Consider the following 26,199-nt stretch of genomic DNA (forward strand, 5'->3'; position numbering starts at 1 on the left):
AAGCACATGCAGTGAATGGGGCCAGCCCCATCGCTAGGCGAGAAAAAACCCTCACATATGGAGGGTTGGCTTTTTTACAAATACAAACGCCTTATTTTCTTAAAATATACTTACGTACCGCACTATTGTGCTCATCCAGATTATTGGAAAACACCGAGCTGCCATCCCCTTTCGCCACAAAATATAGCGCTGTCGTAGATGAAGGGTGCATCACCGCCTTTAATGCCGCATCCCCCACCATGGCAATGGGTGTAGGTGGTAAGCCACTGCGGGTATAGGTGTTATAAGGCGTATCAGTCAGCAAATCGATTTTCCGCAAACGCCCGTCAAGTGATTCCCCAGCCCCGTACATCACAGCGGGATCGGTCTGCAAGCGCATGCCAATCCGTAAGCGGTTTGCAAATACACCTGCAATCATCGGACGATCAGCCGCAAGGCCGGTTTCTTTTTCAACCAAAGAGGCCAGAATCAGCGCCTCGTAGGGCGTTTTTAACTGCACATTTTGTGAGCGCCCAGCCCATGCCTTATCCAGCTTACTTTGCATTCGCTGATTGGCTCGTGCCAATAGTTTTAAATCTGAACTGCCTTTATCCACATGATAGGTGTCAGGAAAAAACAAGCCTTCCGGGCTCAGCGCACTGATGCCCAGCTCAGCCAACAGCTCGGCATCCGACATCAAAGCACTGTCGTGGCGTAAATGAGGGTTGGTATTTAAGGCCTTGCGAAAATCGCTCCACTTCCAGCCTTCAATCAAAGTGAAAGTCAGGGTGGTGGTGTCGCCATTACTGAGTTTTTCTAAAAGCTGCCATGGGCTGAGTGGCGCACTCATGCTATAGCTGCCTGCTTTCAATAACTTGTCTTTGCCCGTTACCCGTGCCAGTACTAAAAACGGCAGAGACTGATCAATCACCCCCTGTTTGACGAGCTGATCTGCCACTTTTTTCACGCCACCTGACTCCACTACAAAATCGGATGTAGCATACCCCTGAGGCGTGGTGGCATATTGATAAAGCCATGCCGCACAGGCAACCAACAGTACAATAAGCAGCAAGAAAAAGCGCCCCAGCGTGCGCCCTAAAGTCGATTGGTTTTGTCGTTTTTTTGCCATACGGGCAACTTACCTTCAAATAATCGTTAGTATTGCAAACGCTTTGCTTTGCCCATGAGGGCGAGTGCTAAGGCTCAGCCTGTTCGTCACTCGTTTGATCAGGAACCGCATTTGCATCCGACTGCTGCTGCCGTTTTACCTCAAAGAAGCGCTGCACCGTAGCTAGCTCTCTTGATCTGAACATGGGCGGCAGGCTTTTCCAGATCATTTTTCCATATTGTTTTTCAACTAAACGCTTGTCGGCAATCATCAGAATACCAATATCGGTCTCGTCCCGAATCAAGCGCCCTGCACCTTGCTTTAAGGTAATCGCGGCATGCGGTACTTGGTAATCCATAAATGCACTGCGCCCCGATTTATTAATTTGCTCAATACGCGCCGATAAAACCGGATCATCCGGCGGGCTGAAAGGCAGCTTATCAATCACCACCAGAGATAGCTGCTCACCCTTCACATCAATCCCTTCCCAGAAGGTTTGGCTGGCCACAAGAATAGCGTTCGGTGCCTGGCGAAACTTATCTAATAATTCGGTACGCGAACCTTGCCCCTGCAGAAACACCGGCCATTCCAGCCCTGCGGCTTTCAGTTTTTCCAGTACCAATTCATGCGCTTCACGCATTGCTCGCAAGCTGGTAAACAGTAAAAAAGCATGGCCTTGCGTGGTTTGCAGCAGCGGCCAGGCTTTTTCCATCACTTGCTTGGTAAAGTCTGGCGCATTGGGCTCGGGCATATCTTGCGGCACATACAGCGCCGCTTGTTGCTTGTAATCGAAAGGGCTTTCCCAAGTGGCTTCAACCGCATCCCACAGGCCAAGTTCGTGCTTAAAGTGGTTGAAATGACCATTCACGGCTAAGGTGGCAGAAGCAAACACCCATGCGCGCGGGTGTGATTTCAATTGCTTTTGAAACAGCTGGGCAATATTCAGCGGCGTGGCGTGCAGAATCAGCCCGTGTGATAACACATCCACCCAGTGCACGCTTTCTTCATCATCTCCGGCTTTCCAGCGTTTTAGGATATCCACGCATTCCAACGCGCGAATCTGGCAATTTTCCAGCCCCTCTGCCCGCTCTGCCTGCTTACCCAGTAAATCACACAGCGTACCCAGTTTTTCGGCGACCACATCCAGTGCAGGGATAAACTCCGGGTTTTGCTGCTCAAGCTGGTGCAGCGGAAAACGCGTGGCATCCGATTTAAACACCAGCCGCAAATCCTTCACCGCTTTTTCTAATGCCTCAGCCGCTGCGGGCAACATAATAAAATCTTTGGCCGCAACCAGTGCTTCGGCGCGTGAATCATGCGCCAGATCGATCAGCTGACCAGACGTCAGCGTTTCACCAAAAAAGAGGCTGGCCACTTCGGGCAGCTGATGCGCCTCGTCAAAAATAACGGTATTACAGGCGGGCAACAATTCACCCGCGCCTTCATCCCGCAGCCAGACATCTGCAAAAAATAAATGATGGTTTACCACCACCACATCGGCATCTTGTGCGTCTTTGCGTGCTTTCAACACAAAGCAATCCTGATGACTCGGGCAATCCTGGCCAAGGCAATTATCACGGGTAGAGGTAACCTGCCCCCAGATGGGCGCGTTTTCCGGCACGCCGGGGCAGGCGGCTTTATCCCCTGATATTGTTGTTTTGGCATAACGCTGCACTTTGACTAAATCGGCAACGTCTTCTTTGCGCATAAAGCGCCCTTCCTGCTCGGTGCGTGCCAGATGATAATGGCAGACATAATTTGAGCGACCCTTGAGCAGTGCAATGGTCACCGGCACCTGCAATACTTTGCGTACAGTTGGAATATCGCGGGCAAACAACTGATCCTGCAATGTTTTGGTACCAGTGGAAACAATCACTTTGCCGCCAGACAAGAGAGCGGGCACCAGATAGGCAAAGGTTTTACCCGTGCCCGTGCCGGCCTCAGCAATCAGCTGGCCCTGGTTCTTGATTGCAATTTCAACGGCCTGCGCCATTTCTAATTGCTGCACGCGCAATTTATAGCCAGGAAACGCATCGGCAAAGGGGCCGTCGTCGGCAAAAACCGCATCAAGTGTCATAAACTCAGGCCAAAAAGCAAAGACAGGATTGTAACAAGATGACAGCACTTCTCTCTAAATGATTGTTGAATAAAATGCACAAAAAAAAGCCCCACCAGCGGTGGGGCCATAAGGGGACGAAGCAAGCACTAACATTCATTAGCACTCAAGCTATGATCATGCCTCTGCAGACAAGTTCCCATCCCCGGCATTTTTATTTACAACACTGTCAGCTACTAATGTTTTGCCGCTCTGACCACGGCTGGCATCGCCCATCCAGTACAAAATAGCCGGCACAATCGAGCGGGTTGGCGGCAGGCTTTCACGCGTTTCACCCGGATGCGTTTTCAGGCGGAATGGTGATTGAATCGGGCCAGGAACTAAGAGATTAATCCGCATATGTTCCATGCTTTCCCACTCGGCAGCCGCAATCTCGACCAGATTTTTTTGCCCTACTTTGCTGACGCTATAGCCACCCCAATATGCATTTGGTGCAAAGGCATGATGCTCGCCCAGCAGCAGAATGCTAGCGTCTGGTGCGTCTTTTAAAAGTGGAAATAAAGCACGGTTGAGCACAAAGGGCGCAGCAACGTTGACTTTGAACATCTCCACCCACTCATCCATTTTTTGATTGGCCAGCGGCGACAAATGGGTAAAACCATTCGCACAATGCAAAATACCATCCAGACGACCAAATTCTTTTTGAATCAGCACCGCCATTTGTGCAATCTCTGCCTCGCCGGATTTTGCCAGATCAAAAGGAATCGCTGCGGGCTGCGGATAACCTGCAGCTTCAATCGCGTCATATACTTTGGCAAGTTTTTTCTCGTTGCGCCCCAGTAAAATCACCGTTGCACCATGCTCAGCCAGCGCCATTGCCGCCGCCTCACCGATGCCCTGCCCCGCCCCGGTGACTAAAATCACGCGGCTGCGAAATGCACCTGCCGGTGCCTGATAATTTTTCCAATCGCCCATTACTTCACTCATTTTTATCCCTTTTATCAGAGCTTATTAGTTAACTCTTGCAGCAGACCCTCTGCAGCCGCCTTACCACTTCTTACCGCACCTTCCAGCGTGGCCGGATAATCACCTTTTCCTGCCAGCCCGGCTGTGTAATCGCCAGCCAGCCAAAAGCCAGCAGCACAGGTTTGATTGCCCGGGCGCTGCAAATCAGGCGTGCAAGCAAAAGTAGCCCGCTTTTCAGTAATCACCCGATACCAGAGCGCATCCTTAGGCAAAGCCAAACGCTGATGTAACTCCTGTATCAGCAACCTTGCTAGCTCATTCTGAGCCAGCGCCTGATGCTGCCCCTCTGCCGAGATCACAACCGCAATCAGTCCTGCAGTATTGTGCGTATATCCACGGTCAAAAACCCACTGCGCCATTGAATCACTCAGACCCAGCATGGGTTTGGGCAGCTGCACATCAGGGGCGTATTGCAAATAAACCGTGACTATCGGTTGGTAAGTCCAGCCCCGCACTTGCAAGGGCAACACATTGGGTACAGATACTTGCAAAGCGGATAAACCATGCGGTGGCAGCGCACAGATCACTGCATCAAAAACCTCGTTCTCACCATTAAGCTGCCAGCCCTGAGCAACTTTCTCCACACGCCGAACCCGGCGCGAGCGGTAAACATGCCCGCCTTTTTGCTCAATAAACCGGGCCGCCGCATCAGGGTATAAAGCCGAAAAATCCAGCCTTGGCAGCAGCAAATCTGAGGCCGCACGCGCGCCCCCCAAACTATCCCGCAATACATTTAATAAAACCTGTGCAGACGCCTGCTCCAGCGGTGTATTTAATGCAGCGACGGTCAGCGGCTGCCAAAACCGGCTGATTAATACATCAGGCTGACGCTGCTCCTTTAGCCAAGCGCTCACGGTTAAATCCTCAGCCAGCCGCCATTTTGCCGCCTGAGCCACACGAATCGTGCGCACTAATGCAAATCGCTCTGACCAGGATAAGCCTTTAGCAAACAGCAAGCCAAAAGCAAGATGCAAAGGCGCGGGTAATTTGGGGCAGGCCAGCCGAAAGCCAGGCTCTACTTGCAGCTCCATCGGGCGACGCAAAAAGCCGGCCTGGCTGTCTGCGCCTACTTTTGTCATCATTTCCAGCAAGCCGGTATACGCACCAATCACAAGGTGCTGACCATTATCGAGCGACTTGCCTTCCAGGCCTACTTTTCTGGCACGCCCGCCAAGCACTTTGCCCGCCTCAAACACGCTGACATGAACGCCAGCCGCAGCAAGCTCTGTGGCTGCCGTCATACCAGCATAACCAGCGCCCAGCACCGCAACAGAGTATTGCTTTAACACAGCCACCACGTTTTCCATGCCAGCCATAATTTGCGAATCGGGGTTAATGAAAGCCTTTGATTAAGGACCTTACCTACACCATCTTTTTTAATTTCTTGTAATGTAGCGCGATAAATCGCCGCCATCACCAGCCCTGTGCGTTGCGGCTTTTTATCAACGGCCGGTAATTGCGCCAAAGCTTGCGCATAATATTGCTCGGCCCGCTCTATTTGAAAATCCATTAATGCCCGAAATTCTGGTGTTTCACGGCAAGCCAGTATATCGGCAGCAGGAACATTAAATTGCTGCAATTCAGTCACGGGCAAATAGATCCGACCTCGACGAGCATCTTCACCCACATCACGAATAATATTGGTTAATTGAAACGCCAATCCCAAATCATGGGCATATTTAAGCGTACCACGATCTGTATATCCAAAAATTTGCGCGGCCATTTGCCCAACAACAGACGCCACCCGATAGCAATACAATTGCAAATCTTTAAAGCTATTATACCGGGCCATATCCAGATCCATCTCCATACCATCGATGATTTCTAGAAACAGCGTTTGTTGCAAATCATATTTCTTAATAGCGGGCATTAAAGCCTGCGTCACCGGATGTTGAGGCGTCCCCGCAAAGAGCTGATCAATTTCATCACGCCACCAAGCTAATTTAGTTCTTGCCACACTTTCTTCGTGGCATTCATCCACCACATCATCTACTTCACGGCAAAATGCATATAAGGCAGTAATCGCTTTTCTTTGCTCTAAAGGCAAAAAACGAAAACTGTAATAAAAACTAGAGCCACTTTTGGCGGCTTTATCTTCACAATATTGCTCAGGGGTCACGGGTTTTTCCGTTTAAATAATTAGCGTAAAACAGCATTAACAGCGTGGTATTTTCCGTATAGCTAATAAGGAACAAACCACGGCGTTCAGCCTCATTGCTCAGGTAAAATAATTTTCACTTCACGGCTTGATCCGGAAACGCCGGGAAACTGCTCAAATAAGGCACGAATCAACCATGGCACGGCAGGCTCAATCGCATCATCAGAACTGCGATTCACCGCTTTACCTTCAAATAATTTTGCAAAACGCCCGGCAGCCAAATCTTTTCTGTCCAATATATCCAGTGTCAGCTGACGGCTATAAACTGTGTCGCTTACGGGCCTGCTGCCTACAACACCACTTTCAGTGCGGGTATACGGGACTAAAACCACGCCATTTGCAGTGGAAACCCGGCGATAGTAGGTACTAAAACCAACCGTTCCCCAAATCGGCTCCTGGCTTGTCACTGTTTTGCCGCCATCAACCTGATACTGCAAGCGCACTAGCCAGTCTGCAGCGCTCATATTTGGCTCGTAAACATAGCCTTTACGCATCAGCTCGGCACTGACATCTTCTTCAAAATCACGCTGCGCTAGGCTTTGTACTTGCGAAGCATTACGCTCAAACGCAAAACGCTGAGCAGCGGGGCTGCTTGCCAGGTTGTGCCTTACGCTTACTGTTGCTGCAAATTGCGGCGCGGCGCACCCAGTCAGAAATACCGCCACAAGGGCCATCAACTTAAGCATCATTAAATCCTTTTTGCAGGAATGCGTGGCGTATCTACTTTGACATCACCGCACTGAGCACGATGACGCAAGGCGTGATCAATCAACACTAATGCCAGCATGGCTTCAGCGATCGGCGTAGCCCGAATCCCCACGCAGGGATCATGGCGCCCGGTTGTTGCCATCAACACCGGATTGCCTTCTTTATCAATGGAATGACGCTCTTGTGCAATGCTGGAAGTCGGTTTGACCGCCAAATTCACTACAATATCTTGGCCAGTAGAAATGCCACCTAAAATACCGCCTGCGTGATTGCTTGCGAAACCCGTTGGGGTCAGCTCATCGCAATGCACCGAGCCTTTTTGTGCAATGCTTTCAAAGCCAGCGCCAATCTCAACGCCTTTTACCGCATTAATATTCATCATGGCATAGGCAATTTCGGCATCGAGGCGATCATACACAGGCTCGCCCAGACCAACCGGCACATTTTCAGCCACCACAGTAATTTGTGCACCTACCGAATCACGCTCTTTACGAACAGCATCCATATAGTCTTCAAGCTGCGGTACGATTTCCGCATTAGGTGCAAAAAAAGCATTTCCGCTAACGTCATCCCAACTCTTAAATGGAATCGCGATTTCACCCAGCTGGCTCATATAGCCGCGAATCTCAATACCATACTTCTCACGCAGCCATTTTTTAGCAATAGCCCCCGCCGCCACACGCACCGCCGTTTCACGCGCAGAAGATCGTCCACCACCTCGCGGATCACGAATGCCATATTTATGCCAATAAGTGTAATCAGCATGCCCCGGGCGAAATGTTTCAACAATTTTGCCGTAATCTTGGCTACGCTGGTCTTGATTGCGAATCAGCAGCGCAATCGGCGTACCGGTGGTTTTGCCTTCATAAATGCCCGACAGAATCTCTACTGTATCCGGCTCTTTGCGCTGAGTCACATGGCGGGAAGTACCGGGTTTACGACGATCTAACTCAGCCTGAATATCTTCAACACTCAAATCCATTCCGGGCGGGCATCCATCCACCACACAACCAATCCCTGCCCCATGGCTTTCGCCAAATGAAGTTACCGTAAACAATAAACCAAGCGTGTTTCCAGACATTCCAAATCCTCAAAGCCAGTGGCAGACAGATAGTCTGAATTCTAACATGGACAGCCATCTATCTAGGCTTACAAGTAAACATGAGCTCGTGTATTTTTTACTGCCATTAACTTATCAAGCGACGCGCGCTTTGCAGGTGTGATTGAGCATACGCAAAATAGTAGGTTGGGTTAGCAGCCTTATCGCGTAACCCAACATGCAAACCGCTGGTGCTTATCGCTACGCTACAGCGCGCATTTCTTCCGCGCAAAGCAAAACCCCCGCCTCTTTCGAGTACGGGGGTCTTGGTACGGCTTAGGGTGTCTGGCAATGACCTACTTTCACACAGGTAATCTGCACTATCATCGGCGCTAAGGTGTTTCACTGTCCTGTTCGGGATGGGAAGGAGTGGGACCACCTCGCTATGGTCGCCAGACTTTAACGGGTTAACTCGTTGCACATGCTGCTCTGCAACGCGTTCAGTTCAATAGAAGAAGTAATATATTGCTTTGTACTGCTTGTTTCTCAAATTCAGTTCTAATCTTGGGTAGATTATACCGTCGCACACACGCGCTTCAGGTTATAGGATCAAGCCTTACGGGCAATTAGTATCGGTTAGCTTAACGCATTACTGCGCTTCCACACCCGACCTATCAACGTCCTGGTCTCGAACGACCCTTTAAAAGGCTTAAAGCCTTGGGGAAATCTCATCTTGAGGCGAGTTTCGCGCTTAGATGCTTTCAGCGCTTATCTCTTCCAGATTTAGCTACCCGGCGATGCCACTGGCGTGACAACCGGTACACCAGAGATCTGTCCACTCCGGTCCTCTCGTACTAGGAGCAGCCCCCCTCAAATTTCCAACGCCCACTGCAGATAGGGACCAAACTGTCTCACGACGTTTTGAACCCAGCTCACGTACCACTTTAAATGGCGAACAGCCATACCCTTGGGACCGGCTACAGCCCCAGGATGTGATGAGCCGACATCGAGGTGCCAAACTCCGCCGTCGATGTGAACTCTTGGGCGGAATCAGCCTGTTATCCCCGGAGTACCTTTTATCCGTTGAGCGATGGCCCTTCCATTCAGAACCACCGGATCACTATGTCCTGCTTTCGCACCTGCTCGACTTGTCTGTCTCGCAGTTAAGCCGCCTTATGCCATTACACTATCAGTACGATGTCCGACCGTACCTAGGCGACCTTCGAGCTCCTCCGTTACAATTTGGGAGGAGACCGCCCCAGTCAAACTGCCTACCATGCACGGTCCCCGATCCGGATAACGGACCAAGGTTAGAACCTCAAAGGGGTCAGGGTGGTATTTCAAGGACGACTCCACACAGACTAGCGTCCATGCTTCAATGTCTCCCACCTATCCTACACAAACCACTTCAAAGTCCAATGCAAAGCTACAGTAAAGGTTCACGGGGTCTTTCCGTCTAGCAGCGGGGAGATTGCATCTTCACAAACATTTCAACTTCGCTGAGTCTCAGGAGGAGACAGTAGGGCCATCGTTACGCCATTCGTGCGGGTCGGAACTTACCCGACAAGGAATTTCGCTACCTTAGGACCGTTATAGTTACGGCCGCCGTTTACTGGGACTTCAGTCAAGAGCTTGCACCCCATCATTTAATCTTCCAGCACCGGGCAGGCGTCACACCCTATACGTCGTCTTTCGACTTTGCAGAGTGCTGTGTTTTTGATAAACAGTCGCAGCCCCCATTTCTCTGCGACCCATGTCAGCTCCAGCCGCAAGGGCCTTCACCTAATATGGGCTCACCTTCTCCCGAAGTTACGGTGATAATTTGCCGAGTTCCTTCTCCTGAGTTCTCTCAAGCACCTTAGAATTCTCTTCCTACCCACCTGTGTCGGTTTGCGGTACGGTCAATATAAAGCTGAAGCTTAGAGGCTTTTCTTGGAAGCATAGGATCAATCACTTCAGTCCGAAGACTTCGTCGTCACGTCTCAGCGTTAAAGCAGCCCGGATTTGCCTAAGCCACACGCCTACTCGCTTAAACCCACTATTCCAACAGTGGGCTGACCTACCTTTCTCCGTCCCCCATCGCACTTTATATCGGTACGGGAATATTAACCCGTTGTCCATCGACTACGCATTTCTGCCTCGCCTTAGGGGCCGACTCACCCTGCGCCGATGAACGTTGCGCAGGAAACCTTGGGTTTTCGGTGTGCGGGCTTTTCACCCGCATTATCGCTACTCATGTCAGCATTCGCACTTCCGATACCTCCAGCATCCTTCTCAAGACACCTTCGCAGGCCTACGGAACGCTCCTCTACCATATGCACATCGTGCATATTCGCGTCTTCGGTTATCAGTTTGAGCCCCGTTACATCTTCCGCGCAGGACGACTCGACCAGTGAGCTATTACGCTTTCTTTAAATGATGGCTGCTTCTAAGCCAACATCCTGGCTGTCTATGCCTTCCCACCTCGTTTTCCACTTAACTGATTATTTGGGACCTTAGACGGCGATCTGGGTTGTTTCCCTCTTGACCATGGACGTTAGCACCCACAGTCTGTCTCCCATGCTCGCACTTGACGGTATTCAGAGTTTGCCATGGTTTGGTAAGTCGCGATGACCCCCTAGCCATAACAGTGCTTTACCCCCGTCAGTGATACATGAGGCACTACCTAAATAGTTTTCGAGGAGAACCAGCTATTTCCAAGTTTGTTTAGCCTTTCACCCCTATCCACAGCTCATCCCCTAATTTTGCAACATTAGTGGGTTCGGACCTCCAGTGCGTGTTACCGCACCTTCATCCTGGCCATGGATAGATCACTTGGTTTCGGGTCTACGCCCAGCAACTATGCGCCCTATTCGGACTCGGTTTCCCTACGCCTCCCCTACTCGGTTAAGCTTGCTACTGAACGTAAGTCGCTGACCCATTATACAAAAGGTACGCAGTCACCCCATTTTGCAAGGGCTCCCACTGTTTGTATGCATCCGGTTTCAGGTTCTATTTCACTCCCCTCCCGGGGTTCTTTTCGCCTTTCCCTCACGGTACTGGTTCACTATCGGTCGATGATGAGTATTTAGCCTTGGAGGATGGTCCCCCCATCTTCAAACAGGATTTCTCGTGTCCCGCCCTACTTGTCGCATGCTTAGTACCAACCAATCTTTTTCGTGTACGGGGCTATCACCCACTGTCGCCAGACTTTCCAGACTGTTCCACTAAAGTTTGATTTATCACATGCAGGCTCTTCCCATTTCGCTCGCCACTACTTTGGGAATCTCGGTTGATTTCTTTTCCTTCGGCTACTTAGATGTTTCAGTTCGCCGAGTTCGCTTCTCATGACCTATGTATTCAGTCATGGATGACCCAAAAGGGCCGGGTTTCCCCATTCGGATATCACGGGATCAATGCTTATTTGCCAGCTCCCCCGTGCTTTTCGCAGGCTAACGCGTCCTTCTTCGCCTATCATCGCCAAGGCATCCACCAGATGCACTTAGTCGCTTGATCCTATAACCTCAAACACGTATCAACAAAGTTAATACAATTCGAAGTATCTGATTTCGCTTTGTTTGCGACATCGATTATTCAGTTCTGACTTCGAACAATCGATTTTGATACAATCTACCCTTATTTATTTCTAAATTTGAGTATTACTTCTTCTATTTTTTTAAAGATCAAGTTACTGTCTTGCTGATTTTAGAAACCAGAATAAATGTGACTTTATTAAATCACATCAATTCTGAATCCTAATCAACAATCCCTAAACCTACAGTCGATGAGTGTGAGTACTCAATCCAAAAGTCTTCTCTTGAAAGGAGGTGATCCAGCCGCAGGTTCCCCTACGGCTACCTTGTTACGACTTCACCCCAGTCATGAATCCCACCGTGGTAAGCGGCCTCCTTACGGTTAGCCTACCTACTTCTGGTGAAACCCATTCCCATGGTGTGACGGGCGGTGTGTACAAGGCCCGGGAACGTATTCACCGCGACATGCTGATCCGCGATTACTAGCGATTCCGACTTCATGGAGTCGAGTTGCAGACTCCAATCCGGACTACGATCGGTTTTATGAGATTAGCTCCACCTCGCGGCTTGGCAACCCTCTGTACCGACCATTGTATGACGTGTGAAGCCCTAGCCATAAGGGCCATGAGGACTTGACGTCATCCCCACCTTCCTCCGGTTTGTCACCGGCAGTCTCCTTAAAGTGCCCAACTAAATGGTAGCAACTAAGGACAAGGGTTGCGCTCGTTGCGGGACTTAACCCAACATCTCACGACACGAGCTGACGACAGCCATGCAGCACCTGTGTATTGGTTCCTTGCGGCACTCCCCAATCTCTCAGGGATTCCAACCATGTCAAGGCTAGGTAAGGTTTTTCGCGTTGCATCGAATTAATCCACATCATCCACCGCTTGTGCGGGCCCCCGTCAATTCCTTTGAGTTTTAGCCTTGCGGCCGTACTCCCCAGGCGGTCTACTTCACGCGTTAGCTGCGTTACTAAGGAACGAATTCCCCAACAACTAGTAGACATCGTTTAGGGCGTGGACTACCAGGGTATCTAATCCTGTTTGCTCCCCACGCTTTCGTGCATGAGTGTCAGTATTAGCCCAGGGGGTTGCCTTCGCCATCGGTGTTCCTCCGCATCTCTACGCATTTCACTGCTACACGCGGAATTCCACCCCCCTCTGCCATACTCTAGTTGACCAGTTTGCAATGCAATTCCCAGGTTGAGCCCGGGGCTTTCACATCACACTTAATCAACCACCTGCGCACCCTTTACGCCCAGTAATTCCGATTAACGCTTGGACCCTACGTATTACCGCGGCTGCTGGCACGTAGTTAGCCGGTCCTTATTCTTCCGGTACTGTCATCCCCAATGGATATTAGCCACTAGGATTTCCTCCCGAACAAAAGCGCTTTACAACCCGAAGGCCTTCTTCACGCACGCGGCATTGCTGGATCAGGCTTGCGCCCATTGTCCAAGATTCCCCACTGCTGCCTCCCGTAGGAGTCTGGACCGTGTCTCAGTTCCAGTGTGGCGGATCGTCCTCTAAGACCCGCTACAGATCGTTGCCTTGGTGAGCCTTTACCTCACCAACTAGCTAATCTGATATCGGCCGCTCTAATAACGAGAGGTCTTGCGATCCCCCTCTTTCCCCCTCAGGGCGTATGCGGTATTAGCTATCCTTTCGGATAGTTATCCCCCATTACTAGGTACGTTCCGATATATTACTCACCCGTTCGCCACTCGTCAGCGGTGCAAGCACCCTGTTACCGTTCGACTTGCATGTGTAAAGCATGCCGCCAGCGTTCAATCTGAGCCAGGATCAAACTCTTTAGTTTAATCACTAAGCTAGTACTTACTGGCTTACTTTATTCGGCACATCCATCGCTGAATGCACCTTACTCATGTAAGCACTTGTTTCGCTTCCGAATCAAGCACTCACACTCATCGACTGTATTTTTTTAAAGATCGTTCTCGCTATCTGCATCACTCCGTTTCCGTGTGTGCTGCAGCGAGAGGCCGAAATATACGGCCCTAGGCCTGTGACGTCAACCACTAGCATGCAATAAAATTGTAGAAATAACCTAAGTAATTGATTTAATTAAAAGGTAACTTTCATCAACGTGTCGTGTTAAAGCTCACCGCATATTATGTTTAATGGGAAAGAAGCCATTACAGTAAAAAAAGCGCCAAGGTTAAACCCATAGAACGCTGCCAGCAGCGAAGAATATAGCTAAAAAACCCCAATACAGCAGAAGGTTCCGTATAAGATAGTCATCTGATAAAAAACACATCAGAATATTATTACTTTCATACAATACCTGTTTGAAATGCAGCTTTGCTTTTTTTGTAAAACACCAGCAAAAATGATCAACCCACTATCCGGCCCTAAATCCTGATACACCCAGGAGCTACCCATGACTGTCAGTACGCGGCTATTGGCCCTTGCCGTCACCATTAATGCCTTTTGTGCTTTAGCCATTGCGGTGACAACCCCTGTCTTTAACTCCGCCCTACTCTCTTGCTTACTTTTTATTCCGCTATCCGCCGCACTGCAATATTTTGCCCTGCGCTATCTACTGCGCCCGCTGACATCCCTCAGCCAGTCTATGCAGCAATTAAGTATGAATGGCGGCAATCTGAACACCCGCATTGAGATTCAATCCCAGGATGAATTTGGTGAAATCGCAAAAAGCTTTAATCTCTTTAGCGAGAAACTGCAAAGTACATTCCGGGAAGTACAGCGCGACATGGAAGGCCTCTCACTAGGGCTGCGGGAGCTGAGCAGCGTAACCGGCCAGCTAGTTAACGATAGTCACGCACAATCAGACTACGCGGCCTCATCCGCCGCAGGCGTTGAAGAAATCACGGTTAACATTGGCTTAATTGCCAACAATGCCCACAGTGTTGATCAGACTGTTGAAGAAACTCAGTCGCTCTCCAATACCAGCGCCATTGCAGTACAAGGTGTCGCCGACGAAGTCAGCCAAATGAGCCATTCATTTCAGGCGCTGGGCGCAACCATGCATACACTCAGCCAAAACTCGCAAGAAATTGGCAGTATTGTTGGCGTCATCAAAGACATCGCCCAACAAACCAACCTCTTAGCATTAAACGCTGCAATTGAAGCCGCACGCGCCGGAGAGCAAGGCCGGGGCTTTGCTGTCGTAGCCGACGAAGTTCGTAAACTCGCAGAGCGCAGCGCCAATGCCACGGTAGAAATCACCAATCGCATCGAAGCGGTTGATCGTGAAACGCAAAATGTAGTGGGCACCATGAGCGATACCGCTGGGCGTATTGCAGGCAGTGCCGATCGCGCCGAGGATGCGCGCAGGCAAATGCTGGCGATTGGCGAAAAAATGGCGCACGTTGTAAGTGTCGTCAAAGAAATAGCCGAATCAACGCGCGAACAAACGGCCGCCAGTAATTCAATGGCGCGCTCCATCGAACAAATCAATAATATGAGCCAGTCCAGTGATTCTGGCTTACAACAGGCAAAACGCGCGCTGGTGCAATTAGATAACCGCGCCCGTGACCTAATGAAAACCGTCGGGCAGTTCCAACTGGGCGATATTGAAGTTTTACACAGCTGGTTTGCAGCCAGCGGGTTTCGTGCCGTAGCGGATATCAAGGCCAGACTCAATCAAATCAATCATCACTGGGCAGACAACCATAGCGGCAAAGATGTTCCAGGCATGCTTAAAAAAGCGGTTGATGAGGGCAAGCTTCCAACTGCAGTTGCTATTGGCGGGGTCAAAATTCAAAACTGGACCGGCCGGGGGCTGCTAGCCAATCTTGACACGCAGGCGAATGAGCAGCGCTGGGCGCAGATTTTACCCAAAGTACTGAATGATCAAATGCAGGCAGAAGGCCATTATGTTGCTGTACCCCTAGGGGTAGCCCGCGTCAATGTACTTTGGGCCAATGCCAGCATTATGCGCAGAATGAATCAAAACCGGGCCCCTGCCACTTGGGATGAATTTTTTCATTTGTGTGACCGACTGAAAGCAGAAGGGATTACGCCTCTGGCCCATAGCGAAGTAAAATGGCAGGTAGCCACCTTATTTGAAGCGGTCACTCTGGGCGTGTGCGGAGCGGCCCATTATCTGAATGCATTCAGCAAATTAGACCGAGCCGCCCTTACTGGCGCTCAAACAATAAAAGCCCTTGAAACCTTCCGCCGCTTAAAACCCTACTGCTCTCCCGACCCTGCCGGGCGCGAGTGGAACCTAGCCACGGCGGATGTCATTAACGGCAAGGCCGCGATGCAATTAATGGGCGACTGGGTAAAAGGTGAGTTCGATACAGCCAATAAACAACCCAATACTGATTATCTATTCTGGGCATCACCCACGCAAAATGGCGAATACAGCTTTGCGGCCGACACCCTCACCTTTTTCCGCCAGGATGACCCCGGCAGACGGCAGGCTCAAAATGATTTTGCTACGCTGCTGATGAGCGCCGAAGCCCAAATTGCCTACAACAAACACAAGGGCAGCATCCCCGCCCGCACTGATATTGACGTGCAAAAACTGGATGCTTACGGCAAGGCTTCCGCACAGGACTTCTCTCAATCCTCCGGCAAAAACACCCTCGTTCCTTCGTGGGCACATAATATGGCAGTGCAGGATGACCTGAAAAAGGCATGGATTGAAATTGTGTTTGAATACTGGAATAACGACAGTATCAACGCCAGCACCACGGCCAACAAACTAGCTGCAGCCATCCGGCGCTAAGCAAATTTGAAACCCGCAAAAAAGCCCCGATGGACAAAGATCCATTGGGGCCTTTTACCAACAACCATTCCCGCAAAGATAATGGCAAAGCTTACATATCAATATGCTTAATTAATTTAGTTGGGCCGTATTGATCATCAAAACCATAGCTATCGACTTCAACTTTGCCACTGGCATGCACCTTGACCAGTGCCCACGCATAAAAACGATCCTCAGGCAGACTGGTTTCGCCCACATCCGCACTAAACGGGGAGCCGCCAGAGCCCACCATCACTTGCCACGCCTTGCCGCCCTTATTTTTTGTGGGCTGCACTGCATTATATATATGCTCGTGTCCGCAGAAATAGCTGGCATCCGCGTCTTCAATCACCTGCCAAAACGCCTGCTGATGCTCAGGATATTTATCCAGACCTTCCAGCTCTATGCCTGCTTTATAAAAATAGGTGTAAGCCGGTTTGTGTCCAAACACAAATTGGCGCTTTGCGCCGCGCGCCTTAGCCTGGGCCAGATCATCCTTTAACCAGGCCACTGGCGCATGACCATCATTACCCACAGGATCCGTATTGATCACGGCAAAGTGCACGCCTGCAAAATCAAAAGAATAAGAGAGCTGTGATTGATCGGTACTGATCTTGTCTGCACTGCCAATTTGCGGTGCATTTTTGGGATTAAATGCACTGAAATGGCTGCCAACGGTGTTTTTCCAACGTGCGGCATCCACGATCAAATCGCCCATATTTTCTCGCCAGCTTTCTTCATTACTCTGGCGGGCAATTTTCTTGGTCTTGCCGTCTTCTTTGAATTTTTCCTGCACTTCATGATTACCCGGCACCGGCACGACATAAGTACCGCTCTCCTGCAAGCCGGTCACCATCCCCCGCCAATAAGCATACTGGCGGTTTAACTCCGCCTTATTGGTGGTGTAGCCCATGATCATATCGCCATTAAAAAACAGCGCATGCGGCTTTTGCTGCTGAATTTCACGCAGTATCCGCGACCATGCTTTGGTATTTTGTAGCCAGATACGATCCTGGCCATTCAGAATATTGGAAGGCTCAGCACGGGAATCCCCTACCGTTGCAAACGAAGCCACAACCGGATCGGCCTCAGCCGAAAAGCTTGCCAGTGGCAAGCAGAACAATAAGCCCGCAAAAACAGCAGATAGTTTCATTAGTGATTTTCCTTGTAAGCTTCAGATGCTAACCACTACGAATGACACTGCGGTGACAGCCAAGCGCAGTGCCATGCAGATCTGATCTTACCGGGATAAGGAAAAGCGCTGCGGGAGCGGCTTTAGCCAGCAAAGCCGCTCCTGAAAAAACTTATATTTGCTTATTTAAGCGAGCGTAATTCAACCCTCGCGCCTTAAGCTGCCGCGCCCAACAAACGCAACACAGCCATAGCACCCAGACGGGTATTGTCCCCAGCCAGCCAAAGTGACACACCTTGGCCACTAGCACGCACGCGACTCACCCAAACCTTATCGCCACCGATTACATCTTGCGGCGTAACCAAGCCAGCTGCGCCTTGTGCTTCTAGCAGATATACACCTTCTGCATCTGTTAATGCCGCTTTCAATGTATTTAATGTGACATCTTCAGCAAAACGCACATTCAGGCTAATGCCATGACCAAAGAACATCGGCACGCGCGTGCAAGTCAGCGACATTGGCACATCCACACATACGCTGCCAACCTCTGTAATGATGCGCATCTCTTCAACCGTGGCACCATATTCATCCACCGCGCCCATTGAAGGATGCAAATTAAACGCCATCCGCTTTGCGTAATGGCCGATCTGCACTTCACTTTGTGCAAACAAAGCGCGTGTTTGCTCTGACAACTCATCAATACCCGGCTTACCATCTTGCGAAACCGACAACATAGCCGTTACGGTTAAGCCCGAGAAAGGTGCTGCTTTAGCCAGCGCTTTGAGCACCGGCAATAGAATAGTTGTTACTTCGTGCGGCATACGTGCAACGCCACCGCGCTTAAGGCGTGTATCCGGCTCAGCCAAAGGCACATCAGCACCGCCACTTAAATCAACCACGGCCGCGCCAGCCTCTGCGGCAATTTTGGCGTAGCGAATAGCGCACGCCGGATCTTCTCCGCAGAACACCACTAAATCAGGCACTTCCCAATTAAATTCATCCACACCTAGGATAGGGAAATCCTGGCCACGAAACTCGACCATCTCGCCTTCATCTGTCACCGCCAAAGGAAAAAAGGTGGAGAAAGACTGCGATGTTGCACCCAGCACCTCTAATAAAGTCTCACCCGAAGTACTGTTTGCCCCGACAACAGCCAGAGAAAGCGGTTTTACAGCCATGATCAAATCCTTTGAAAATATAAAAATACAAAAACCAAAATCTGCAGACACAACACGCACGGTAAAAAATACAGAGGGTAAACCACAAGAAATGCACTCATTCCATCGCAGAATGGCGCAGAAAATCTGCGTTTGATAAGCGGTGCTGTCATAAAACAAACAGGGCGCAATATGCGCCCTGCTTATCCATGCGTCCAGCCTAATATTTTACAAAGCTGCAACCACCGCATCGCCCATTTCTGAGCAACTTACTTTGCGTGTACCTTCCTCAAAAATATCGGCGGTACGTAAACCATCAGCCAGTACTTTTTTGACCGCGCTTTCAATCCGCTGTGCAACCGCTTCTAAGTTAAAGCTGTAGCGCATCATCATCGCCACAGAAAGAATCGTTGCTAGCGGATTAGCCAGATTTTTACCGGCAATATCCGGCGCAGAACCGTGGCTAGGTTCGTACAAGCCTTTATTATTCGCATCGAGCGACGCAGATGGCAGCATGCCGATAGAGCCGGTCAACATTGATGCTTCATCACTCAGAATATCGCCAAAGATATTGCCGGTGACCATCACATCAAATTGCTTAGGATTACGCACCAATTGCATGGCGGCGTTATCCACATACATATGGCTGAGTGTGACCTCAGGATATTCCTTAGCCACATCGATCATGATTTCTTTCCAAAACTCGGTGGTTTCCAGCACATTAGCCTTATCCACCGAACACAATTTTTTATTGCGCTTCATCGCAATACCGAAAGCCACATGAGCAATACGGCGCACTTCTGATTCGGCGTAGAGCATCGTGTTAAAGCCTTCACGCTCACCCGCAGCATTGATGCGAATACCGCGCGGCTGACCAAAGTAAATATCCCCCGTCAGCTCACGCACAATCATAATATCCAAACCACTCACGACTTCCGGTTTCAATGTGGAAGCATTCGCCAACTCAGGGTAAAGAATGGCGGGGCGTAAGTTAGCAAACAGGTTTAAATCTTTACGAATTGCCAGCAAACCACGCTCCGGGCGTAGCGGGCGATCCAGATTATCGTAAGCAGGGCCGCCTACCGCGCCCAGCAACACCGCATCGGCCTCACGCGCTAATTTTTGCGTGACTTCCGGATAAGGCGAGCCATACTGATCGTAAGCAGCACCACCCAAAGGCGCTTCTTCAAGCGTTATCGCCAAGCCTTCTTTTTGCAGCACTTCCAATACTTTACGGGCTTCTCTGATAATTTCCGGGCCAATGCCATCACCTGGCAATACTGCAATCTTCATACCAATCAACCTTTTGCTAGTCTTTAAATAGAAATACAAGCGCAGCGGACATTTACACACAAAGCACCAGTGATTTCTGAAGCCCATGCTTGCGGCCTAGGAAAACACACGGGTTTACTTTTGCGAAAGCCTTATAAAGTCTTATTGAACAGACACAATGCGAGTAAAGATTCGCTCTGGATCTTACCTGCTATCGGCAAGGACGCCAACGCAAGCGGGCAGGCTTTTACAGATATCCGCACGATACCAACACAAAAAACACCCTCCACTGCCATTTATACCAGCAAATAACAGACAGACCAGTAAGCCAATTTATGCTGGCTAAACTGGAACACGGCAACCCCAAAGCAGTAAAAAATGGCAATCACCGACTGGCCCGAAGACGAGCGCCCCAGAGAAAAACTACTGGCCCATGGCGCAGAACATCTTAGCGATGCTGAACTTCTGGCGCTTTTCTTGCGTGTGGGCGTCAAAGGCAAAAGCGCAGTCGATCTGGCACGGGATCTGCTGCTTTATTTTGGCTCTTTAGAACAACTCTTTCAGGCGCCGCACAATGCGCTTTGCCAGGTTCACGGCATGGGCTCAGCTAAATACTGTCAATTACAAGCCGTATTAGAGATGTCAAAGCGCGCACTGCAAGAAGAGCTGCGCAAAGCAGATGCGTTTACCTCGCCCGCTTCCGTCAAAGCTTTTTTAAAATTACGGCTTCGTGGCTTAGACCACGAGGAATTTCATGCCCTGTTTTTAAACACAGCCCATCAGCTCATTAGTGCAGAAACCTTATTTAAAGGCTCGCTGTCGGAAACGCGAATATATCCTCGCGAAGTGGCAAGGCGCGCTTTGGCCCTGAATGCCGCGGCAGTCATCGTGGCGCACAACCACCCTTCAGGCAGCCCGCAGCCATCAGACGCTGACATTCATATCACCCGGCAATTACGCAACACACTGGAAATCATCGACGTAAGCTTACTGGATCACTGCATTATTGCCGCACATCAGGTCATCTCGATGGCAGAACTCGGGCTAGTCTAAAAAAGCGCCTGTGCAAACCGATACAGCGGCATACTCCGGAGCCGCCACCATGCGTATCACTCAAAGCCAAGTCAGCCTCAGCGCTGAGCGCCAGTTTTCTGCAGAGCAACAGCAATCATCAACGCTCCACTTGCAGAACGCCCCAGTCCCCAGCACAGAAGTCACCCTCTCTCCGGCAGCGCATCAGCCACGCTCCTTCAACAACATGGACCAGCGTGTCTCACTGATTAAAAGCTTACTGGAAAGTATTTTGGGCTATGAAATAAAATTCTGGGGTTTTGACGGAGAGCTGACACCACCGGAGACTCAATCTTCATCCCCGCAAGCTGAATCAGCAGGCTTTTCATTAGAAACAAAATATAGCTACGCAGAAACTGAAAACGCCCAATTTCAAGCCAAAGGAAAAGTAAAAACCGCCGCGGGCATGGAAATCCAATTTTCTGCCGAGCTCTCTTTAAGCCGCAGCTACCAGTTTTCTAGCCAGACAGAAATCTACTCGGGCAGCATGGCGAGGCCCAAAAAAGATCCGCTTATTCTTAATTACGCCACGGCAGCAGCAACACTCTCTGATCAGAAATTTAACTTTGACCTCAGCAGTGACGGCAAGCCGCAAGAAATCAGCCTGCTCAGACAAGGCAGCGCCTTTCTTGCTCTGGATCGGAATGAAGACGGAAAAATAAACCAAGGAAGCGAGCTATTTGGAGCACAAAGCGGTGATGGCTTTGCTGATTTAGCTCAATATGACAATGATCAAAACGGCTGGATCGATGAAGGGGATGCCGTTTTTGCACATTTAAAACTATGGATAAAAGACGATAGCGGCAAGGATCAGCTTGTCCCGCTGAGCGACAAGGGAATAGGCGCACTTTTTCTAGGCCATGCCCAAGCCCGCTTTAACTTAAACAATTCAAGCAATGAGACGCTGGGGCAGATCTGCTCTTCAGGCATTTATCTGCGCGAAGATGGCAGCGGCGGCAGCATGCAGCAAATCGATCTTGCCGTTTAAGCGTAACAAGATCTTAAACAAAATGGCGCAAACTGTTCTGTTGCGCAGTTGATACAGCTCATCACAGTTTGCGGAAATTCGATTGCGACGGTAATAGTGAATAGCCTCTAATAAGGCAGGCATCGGCCTGCTGAAGCAATAATTCACACCAAGGAATAGAGACATGACTATTGCACGTTACAGCCTTATCGCGGCTGCCATTCTGACTCTTGGCGCCTGTGGAAAACAAGAAGCCCCCAAAGACGTGGCCAGTCAGGCCGCAGCTGAAACCGCTCAGCCCGCCGCAAGTAATAGCGGAGACACCGTTAAAATAGCTCACTCCGCCCCGCTTACCGGCAATAACGCTCACTTTGGTAAAGACAACGAAAATGGCACGCGCATGGCCATCGACGAAGTCAATGCGGAAGGCGGCGCAGATATTGGCGGTAAGAAAGTTAAATTTGAGCTGGTTTCAGAAGACGATCAGGCCGACCCTAAAACAGCCACAACAGTGGCTCAACGTTTTGTTGATATGAAAGTAGCCGGCATTATTGGCCACATGAATTCCGGCACCACCATTCCAGCATCCAAAATTTATGCTGATGCCGGTATTCCGCAAATCTCCCCTTCAGCGACCGCTGTGGCTTACACCGCCCAAGGATTTAAATCAGCTTTCCGCGTCATGAGTAATGATGCTCAGCAGGGAAAAGTGCTGGGTGACTTTGCGGTTAAAAAACTAGCTGCAAAGAAAGTCGCCATTATCGATGACCGTACAGCTTACGGCCAGGGCTTAGCAGATGAGTTTGAAAAAGCAGCAAAAGCCGCTGGCGCTGAAGTGGTTAAACGCGAATTCACAACCAATCAGGAAACCGACTTTAATGCCATTCTGACCAGCATTAAGGGTGCAAAACCTGATCTGGTCTTTTATGGCGGTATGGATGCACAGGCTGCTCCCCTGAAAAAGCAAGCCAAAAAATTAGGCATTGCGGCAAAAATCATGGGGGGCGATGGCACACAGACTCCAGAATTTATTAAGCTGGCGGGGGCTGATTCTGAGGGCATGGTGTCTTCAAGCCCTGGTCAATCTAAAGAAAGCATGCCTGGCGGCGCTGAATTTTTAACCAAATTCAAAGCAAAGTTTGGTGTGGATGTTAACCTTTATGCGCCTTACAACTATGACGCCACTAAAGTCATGATTGAAGCCATGAAAAAAGCAGGCTCGGTTGACCCTGCCAAATACCTGCCTGAGCTGCAAAAAATCGAATACAAAGGCGTTACAGGCATCATCAGCTTTGATGAAAAAGGTGACATCAAAAACGGCCCGATTACGGTCTACCAGGTTAAAGGTGGGAAGTGGGAAGTAATCGAAGTCGTTGCAGGCGAAGCAAAGTAAGAGTCATAATGGCGTAATCTAAAAAGGCGACCCTTGCGTCGCCTTTTTTTTAAAACGACAGCCTTGGATTCGCTAGCGAATAGCCCTGCCTTGAACTAGGATAAAGACGGCATTCACATAGAAATGCATGCAATACGGGAGAGCAAGACCATGAAACTTGAAGAAGTCTTCGAACAAACGCACAAGCTGCCGACCATACCCAAGGTTGTTCAAGAGCTCATTGATAGCTTTAGTAAAGATGATATCGACATCGAGACCATCGCTAAAAAAATTGCACTCGATCAGGTTATTACCGCTAAAGTGCTGCGCTTAGCTAATTCCGCTCATTTTGGCGCTTCCAGACAAATTGCATCCGTCAACGAGGCCGTGGTTGTCCTTGGGTTTAACACGGTTCGCACCTTAGTGGTTGCCTCAGGGGTTACCGGTGCTTTTATTACAACACCAGGCTTTGATCGTAAGCGGTTCTGGAAACACAGCCTGCGCGTGGCTACACTGGCCAAATGGCTGTCCAAACACGCCAAATATAATGGTGAAATTGCTTTTACCACCGGCATGATTCATAGCATCGGTGAAATGCTGATACATATTGTGGCCCCCGAGCTGGCCGCAAAAATTGATCAGTATGTCGATAATGGTGCAGCAGACCGGGTTGCTTTAGAAACCAACAATATTGGTTTTGATTATGTCATGGTGGGTGAAGAATTAGCCCGCCGCTGGAATTTTCCGGTTGAAATTCAAATGGCCGTTAAATACCAAAACACACCGGATGATCAACAGCCCGCATCCAAATTAAGCCATATCCTGCACTTGGCCCTGAATCTGACCAAAAATGAAGAAAGCTGCGAAGATGCAAAGGCACTTGCGGCTAGTCTGCCTGTCTCATCTCTTGATGTACTTGCCCTTGATACGGATGCCCTTGGTGTCCACCTGACAGAGATTAAAGACCTCGCATCAGGTATGGAAGAAATGATAGGCTGAGAGCACACAGTAAAGTATTTATTCAGCATTAAAAAGCCGGCCAATTCGCCGGTTTTTTAATGCCATTTGCAGCGCGCTGATAATGGATTGAATCATTTAATTCACAGCTACATGCTTCTTTTTAATCAAGAAAACTTTGCGTTTAAAATGCGGGATAAGCCTGATATTCAAATCATAAGGCAGCACTTAGTCTTGTCTTGCCGGATGCTTAAAAGCAGAGAATCGGAAAACCACCCAAAGCGGAGATTTAACATGTTCAGCAAAAAAAATATAATTCTATTGCTCGCCAGTGCCACGCTGTTTGTTACTCCTGTATATGCTGCAAAAGTTTATCAAGTTGCAACTGACGCAGCTTATGCACCGTTTGAATCCGTAAATGATAAAAAAGAAATTGTCGGCTTCGATATGGATGTGATTAAAGCTGTTGCGCTTAAGGCGGGCATAGAAGTTCAGTTGCACAACACGCCTTGGGAAGGTATTTTTGCGACGCTTAGCTCTGGCGATCGCGATTTAGTTGCCTCTGCAGTAACTATTACGCCAGAGCGCAAACAGAGCATGGATTTTTCAGACCCTTACTTTGAAGCCAAACAACTTATTGCAGTTGGTAAAAAAAGTAATATCAATAACTTCTCCGCTCTGAAAGGCAAAAAAGTAGGCGTTCAAACAGGCACAACCGGTGATGAAATTGTGCAAAAACTGCTGGGCAAGACCAGCCCCAACATCAAACGCTTTGAATCAACCCCTCTTGCCATTAAAGAATTACTCAATGGTGGTGTAGATGCTGTTGTGGCTGATAATGGCGTAGTCATTAACTTTATCGCCAATAACAAGTCTTCCAGCCTAAAAACCATCGACGATGCAACTTTCGCAAAAGAATTCTATGGCTTTGCTGTAAAGAAAGGTAATAAAGAACTGCTGGAGAAGTTAAACAAAGGCATTGCCGCAATTAAAGCCGATGGTACTTACGACAAAATCCACAAGAAATACTTCGGTAATTAAGCTTAATCCTTTAAAATCGAAGCTATCTCTTTCAGAAGCGCAATCCTGCTGGGCTTGCGCTTTTTTATTCCGCAATCAGAATATGGCATGACAATGGATTTCATTACCTTTTGGCAACAGATGCAAACCGCCGTTCCCATTCTTTCTAATTTTCAATTACAGATTGTTTGGGAATATCGCTCACTCTTTATCGATGGCATGAAGATGACCATCGGCATTACCCTGATTGCGGTCGTTTTTGGTACGCTGATCGGCTTGTTTGCAGGGATGGCCCGCCTAGCAGATGTAAAACACGGCTTGTGGAAATACCCAGTTCGTTTTCTGGTTCGCTGGCCTTCTTCGGCCTATGTCACTTTTTTCCGTGGCACGCCTTTATTTGTGCAAATTTTGCTAACCCACTTTGCCGTCATGCCCATGTTGGTTCACCCAACGGATGGTTTACTGATTAGTGGCGATTTAGCCTCTACACTCAGACAAGACTATGGCGCCTTTATGTCGGGTCTTGTGGCGCTCACCCTGAATGCCGGTGCTTATATCACTGAGATTTTCCGTGCGGGGATTCAGTCCATTGCCAAAGGCCAGTTTGAAGCCTCACGCTCCCTGGGGATGAATTACTGGCAAACCATGCGTTTTGTGATTATCCCGCAAGCCTTCCGCCGCATGCTGCCACCCTTGGGTAACGAAGCCATCATGCTGCTTAAAGACAGCTCGCTGGTTTCTGCCATTGGCCTTGCTGAGCTGGCCTATGCGGCCAGAACAGTAGCGGGTGCTTATTCCCGCTACTGGGAGCCCTACCTCACCATCTCCTTCCTCTACCTTATCGTAACCTTGCTGATGGCTGCGGGTGTAAATAAGCTTGAGAAACACTTCCAGTCTAGCGGTGGCATTCACTAATGCCTAGTCCAAT

The 26,199-nt window shown here is 49.5% G+C and carries 17 protein-coding genes and 3 rRNA genes; 7 read left to right on the forward strand and 13 right to left on the reverse strand.

Going from position 1 to position 26,199, the window contains the following annotated elements:
- Nucleotides 1-91: 91 nt before the first annotated feature.
- The 10 genes from mltG to DYD62_RS13765 all read right to left on the reverse strand — a co-directional run bounded on the left by mltG (nucleotide 92) and on the right by DYD62_RS13765 (nucleotide 13,407).
- Complete coding sequence (gene mltG / locus DYD62_RS13720) at nucleotides 92-1,108, reverse strand: endolytic transglycosylase MltG (protein ID WP_115227858.1); 1,017 nt, start codon at nucleotides 1,106-1,108, stop codon at nucleotides 92-94.
- Between the two features lie 67 nt (nucleotides 1,109-1,175).
- Nucleotides 1,176-3,164 carry a DNA repair helicase YoaA gene (yoaA, locus tag DYD62_RS13725; protein ID WP_115227859.1) on the reverse strand — a complete coding sequence of 663 codons (1,989 nt, stop codon included), beginning with the start codon at nucleotides 3,162-3,164 and terminating at the stop codon, nucleotides 1,176-1,178.
- A gap of 156 nt (nucleotides 3,165-3,320) precedes the next feature.
- The gene (locus DYD62_RS13730) at nucleotides 3,321-4,130 is read right to left on the reverse strand and encodes an SDR family NAD(P)-dependent oxidoreductase (protein ID WP_233702916.1); all 810 of its coding nucleotides are present in this window, start codon (nucleotides 4,128-4,130) and stop codon (nucleotides 3,321-3,323) included.
- Between the two features lie 14 nt (nucleotides 4,131-4,144).
- Complete coding sequence (gene hpnE, locus DYD62_RS13735) at nucleotides 4,145-5,476, reverse strand: hydroxysqualene dehydroxylase HpnE (protein WP_267896119.1); 1,332 nt, start codon at nucleotides 5,474-5,476, stop codon at nucleotides 4,145-4,147.
- Entirely contained in the window at nucleotides 5,452-6,288 is an 837-nt protein-coding gene (gene hpnD, locus DYD62_RS13740; RefSeq protein WP_115227861.1) for a presqualene diphosphate synthase HpnD, read from the reverse strand. Before hpnD ends, hpnE begins: the two co-directional genes overlap by 25 nt.
- 92 nt (nucleotides 6,289-6,380) lie before the next feature.
- Nucleotides 6,381-7,016: a DUF4136 domain-containing protein gene (locus DYD62_RS13745; protein ID WP_115227862.1), complete on the reverse strand. Its 636-nt coding sequence runs from the start codon at nucleotides 7,014-7,016 to the stop codon at nucleotides 6,381-6,383.
- Nucleotides 7,016-8,116 carry a chorismate synthase gene (aroC, locus tag DYD62_RS13750; protein WP_115227863.1) on the reverse strand — a complete coding sequence of 367 codons (1,101 nt, stop codon included), beginning with the start codon at nucleotides 8,114-8,116 and terminating at the stop codon, nucleotides 7,016-7,018. Before aroC ends, DYD62_RS13745 begins: the two co-directional genes overlap by 1 nt.
- A 301-nt stretch (nucleotides 8,117-8,417) precedes the next feature.
- Nucleotides 8,418-8,531 (reverse strand): 5S ribosomal RNA (gene rrf / locus DYD62_RS13755).
- Nucleotides 8,532-8,679: 148 nt separating this feature from the next.
- Nucleotides 8,680-11,569, reverse strand: a 23S ribosomal RNA gene (locus DYD62_RS13760).
- A 304-nt stretch (nucleotides 11,570-11,873) separates the two neighbouring features.
- Nucleotides 11,874-13,407, reverse strand: a 16S ribosomal RNA gene (locus tag DYD62_RS13765).
- The 16S, 23S and 5S rRNA genes sit together here, the layout of an rRNA operon.
- Nucleotides 13,408-13,986: 579 nt before the next feature.
- Here DYD62_RS13765 and DYD62_RS13770 point away from each other — a divergent pair.
- Nucleotides 13,987-16,305: an extracellular solute-binding protein gene (locus tag DYD62_RS13770; RefSeq protein ID WP_115227864.1), complete on the forward strand. Its 2,319-nt coding sequence runs from the start codon at nucleotides 13,987-13,989 to the stop codon at nucleotides 16,303-16,305.
- A 91-nt stretch (nucleotides 16,306-16,396) separates the two neighbouring features.
- Here the strand turns inward: DYD62_RS13770 and DYD62_RS13775 are convergent, their stop codons facing one another.
- The 3 genes from DYD62_RS13775 to leuB all read right to left on the reverse strand — a co-directional run bounded on the left by DYD62_RS13775 (nucleotide 16,397) and on the right by leuB (nucleotide 19,905).
- Entirely contained in the window at nucleotides 16,397-17,476 is a 1,080-nt protein-coding gene (locus DYD62_RS13775) for a metallophosphoesterase family protein (protein WP_115227865.1), read from the reverse strand.
- Between the two features lie 194 nt (nucleotides 17,477-17,670).
- Nucleotides 17,671-18,633: an Asd/ArgC dimerization domain-containing protein gene (locus DYD62_RS13780; RefSeq protein ID WP_132038766.1), complete on the reverse strand. Its 963-nt coding sequence runs from the start codon at nucleotides 18,631-18,633 to the stop codon at nucleotides 17,671-17,673.
- A 207-nt stretch (nucleotides 18,634-18,840) separates the two neighbouring features.
- Complete coding sequence (leuB, locus tag DYD62_RS13785; RefSeq protein ID WP_115227867.1) at nucleotides 18,841-19,905, reverse strand: 3-isopropylmalate dehydrogenase; 1,065 nt, start codon at nucleotides 19,903-19,905, stop codon at nucleotides 18,841-18,843.
- Between the two features lie 357 nt (nucleotides 19,906-20,262).
- Between leuB and radC the strand changes: the two genes are divergently transcribed.
- The 6 genes from radC to DYD62_RS13815 all read left to right on the forward strand — a co-directional run bounded on the left by radC (nucleotide 20,263) and on the right by DYD62_RS13815 (nucleotide 26,186).
- Complete coding sequence (gene radC, locus DYD62_RS13790; protein WP_115227868.1) at nucleotides 20,263-20,937, forward strand: RadC family protein; 675 nt, start codon at nucleotides 20,263-20,265, stop codon at nucleotides 20,935-20,937.
- 49 nt (nucleotides 20,938-20,986) lie between these two features.
- Nucleotides 20,987-21,943, forward strand: coding sequence for an SPM autocatalytic domain-containing protein (locus DYD62_RS13795; RefSeq protein WP_115227869.1), 957 nt, complete (start codon nucleotides 20,987-20,989; stop codon nucleotides 21,941-21,943).
- A gap of 163 nt (nucleotides 21,944-22,106) precedes the next feature.
- Complete coding sequence (locus DYD62_RS13800; protein ID WP_115227870.1) at nucleotides 22,107-23,315, forward strand: branched-chain amino acid ABC transporter substrate-binding protein; 1,209 nt, start codon at nucleotides 22,107-22,109, stop codon at nucleotides 23,313-23,315.
- A gap of 150 nt (nucleotides 23,316-23,465) precedes the next feature.
- The gene (locus tag DYD62_RS13805; protein ID WP_165928797.1) at nucleotides 23,466-24,293 is read left to right on the forward strand and encodes an HDOD domain-containing protein; all 828 of its coding nucleotides are present in this window, start codon (nucleotides 23,466-23,468) and stop codon (nucleotides 24,291-24,293) included.
- A gap of 252 nt (nucleotides 24,294-24,545) precedes the next feature.
- Nucleotides 24,546-25,292 (forward strand): basic amino acid ABC transporter substrate-binding protein, encoded by a 747-nt coding sequence (locus DYD62_RS13810; protein ID WP_166829569.1) that lies wholly within the window; start codon nucleotides 24,546-24,548, stop codon nucleotides 25,290-25,292.
- 120 nt (nucleotides 25,293-25,412) lie between these two features.
- Nucleotides 25,413-26,186: an amino acid ABC transporter permease gene (locus tag DYD62_RS13815; RefSeq protein WP_479686912.1), complete on the forward strand. Its 774-nt coding sequence runs from the start codon at nucleotides 25,413-25,415 to the stop codon at nucleotides 26,184-26,186.
- Nucleotides 26,187-26,199: the final 13 nt, after the last annotated feature.

Source organism: Iodobacter fluviatilis (assembly GCF_900451195.1).
GTDB classification, from domain to species: domain Bacteria; phylum Pseudomonadota; class Gammaproteobacteria; order Burkholderiales; family Chitinibacteraceae; genus Iodobacter; species Iodobacter fluviatilis.

Coding starts and splice junctions, on each gene's coding strand:
- mltG (WP_115227858.1), bottom strand. CDS start 1,108: ATGGCAAAAAAACGACAAAACCAATCGACTTTAGGGCGCACGCTGGGG.
- yoaA (WP_115227859.1), bottom strand. CDS start 3,164: ATGACACTTGATGCGGTTTTTGCCGACGACGGCCCCTTTGCCGATGCG.
- DYD62_RS13730 (WP_233702916.1), bottom strand. CDS start 4,130: ATGAGTGAAGTAATGGGCGATTGGAAAAATTATCAGGCACCGGCAGGT.
- hpnE (WP_267896119.1), bottom strand. CDS start 5,476: ATGGAAAACGTGGTGGCTGTGTTAAAGCAATACTCTGTTGCGGTGCTG.
- DYD62_RS13745 (WP_115227862.1), bottom strand. CDS start 7,016: ATGATGCTTAAGTTGATGGCCCTTGTGGCGGTATTTCTGACTGGGTGC.
- aroC (WP_115227863.1), bottom strand. CDS start 8,116: ATGTCTGGAAACACGCTTGGTTTATTGTTTACGGTAACTTCATTTGGC.
- DYD62_RS13770 (WP_115227864.1), top strand. CDS start 13,987: ATGACTGTCAGTACGCGGCTATTGGCCCTTGCCGTCACCATTAATGCC.
- DYD62_RS13775 (WP_115227865.1), bottom strand. CDS start 17,476: ATGAAACTATCTGCTGTTTTTGCGGGCTTATTGTTCTGCTTGCCACTG.
- DYD62_RS13780 (WP_132038766.1), bottom strand. CDS start 18,633: ATGGCTGTAAAACCGCTTTCTCTGGCTGTTGTCGGGGCAAACAGTACT.
- leuB (WP_115227867.1), bottom strand. CDS start 19,905: ATGAAGATTGCAGTATTGCCAGGTGATGGCATTGGCCCGGAAATTATC.
- radC (WP_115227868.1), top strand. CDS start 20,263: ATGGCAATCACCGACTGGCCCGAAGACGAGCGCCCCAGAGAAAAACTA.
- DYD62_RS13795 (WP_115227869.1), top strand. CDS start 20,987: ATGCGTATCACTCAAAGCCAAGTCAGCCTCAGCGCTGAGCGCCAGTTT.
- DYD62_RS13800 (WP_115227870.1), top strand. CDS start 22,107: ATGACTATTGCACGTTACAGCCTTATCGCGGCTGCCATTCTGACTCTT.
- DYD62_RS13805 (WP_165928797.1), top strand. CDS start 23,466: ATGAAACTTGAAGAAGTCTTCGAACAAACGCACAAGCTGCCGACCATA.
- DYD62_RS13810 (WP_166829569.1), top strand. CDS start 24,546: ATGTTCAGCAAAAAAAATATAATTCTATTGCTCGCCAGTGCCACGCTG.
- DYD62_RS13815 (WP_479686912.1), top strand. CDS start 25,413: ATGCAAACCGCCGTTCCCATTCTTTCTAATTTTCAATTACAGATTGTT.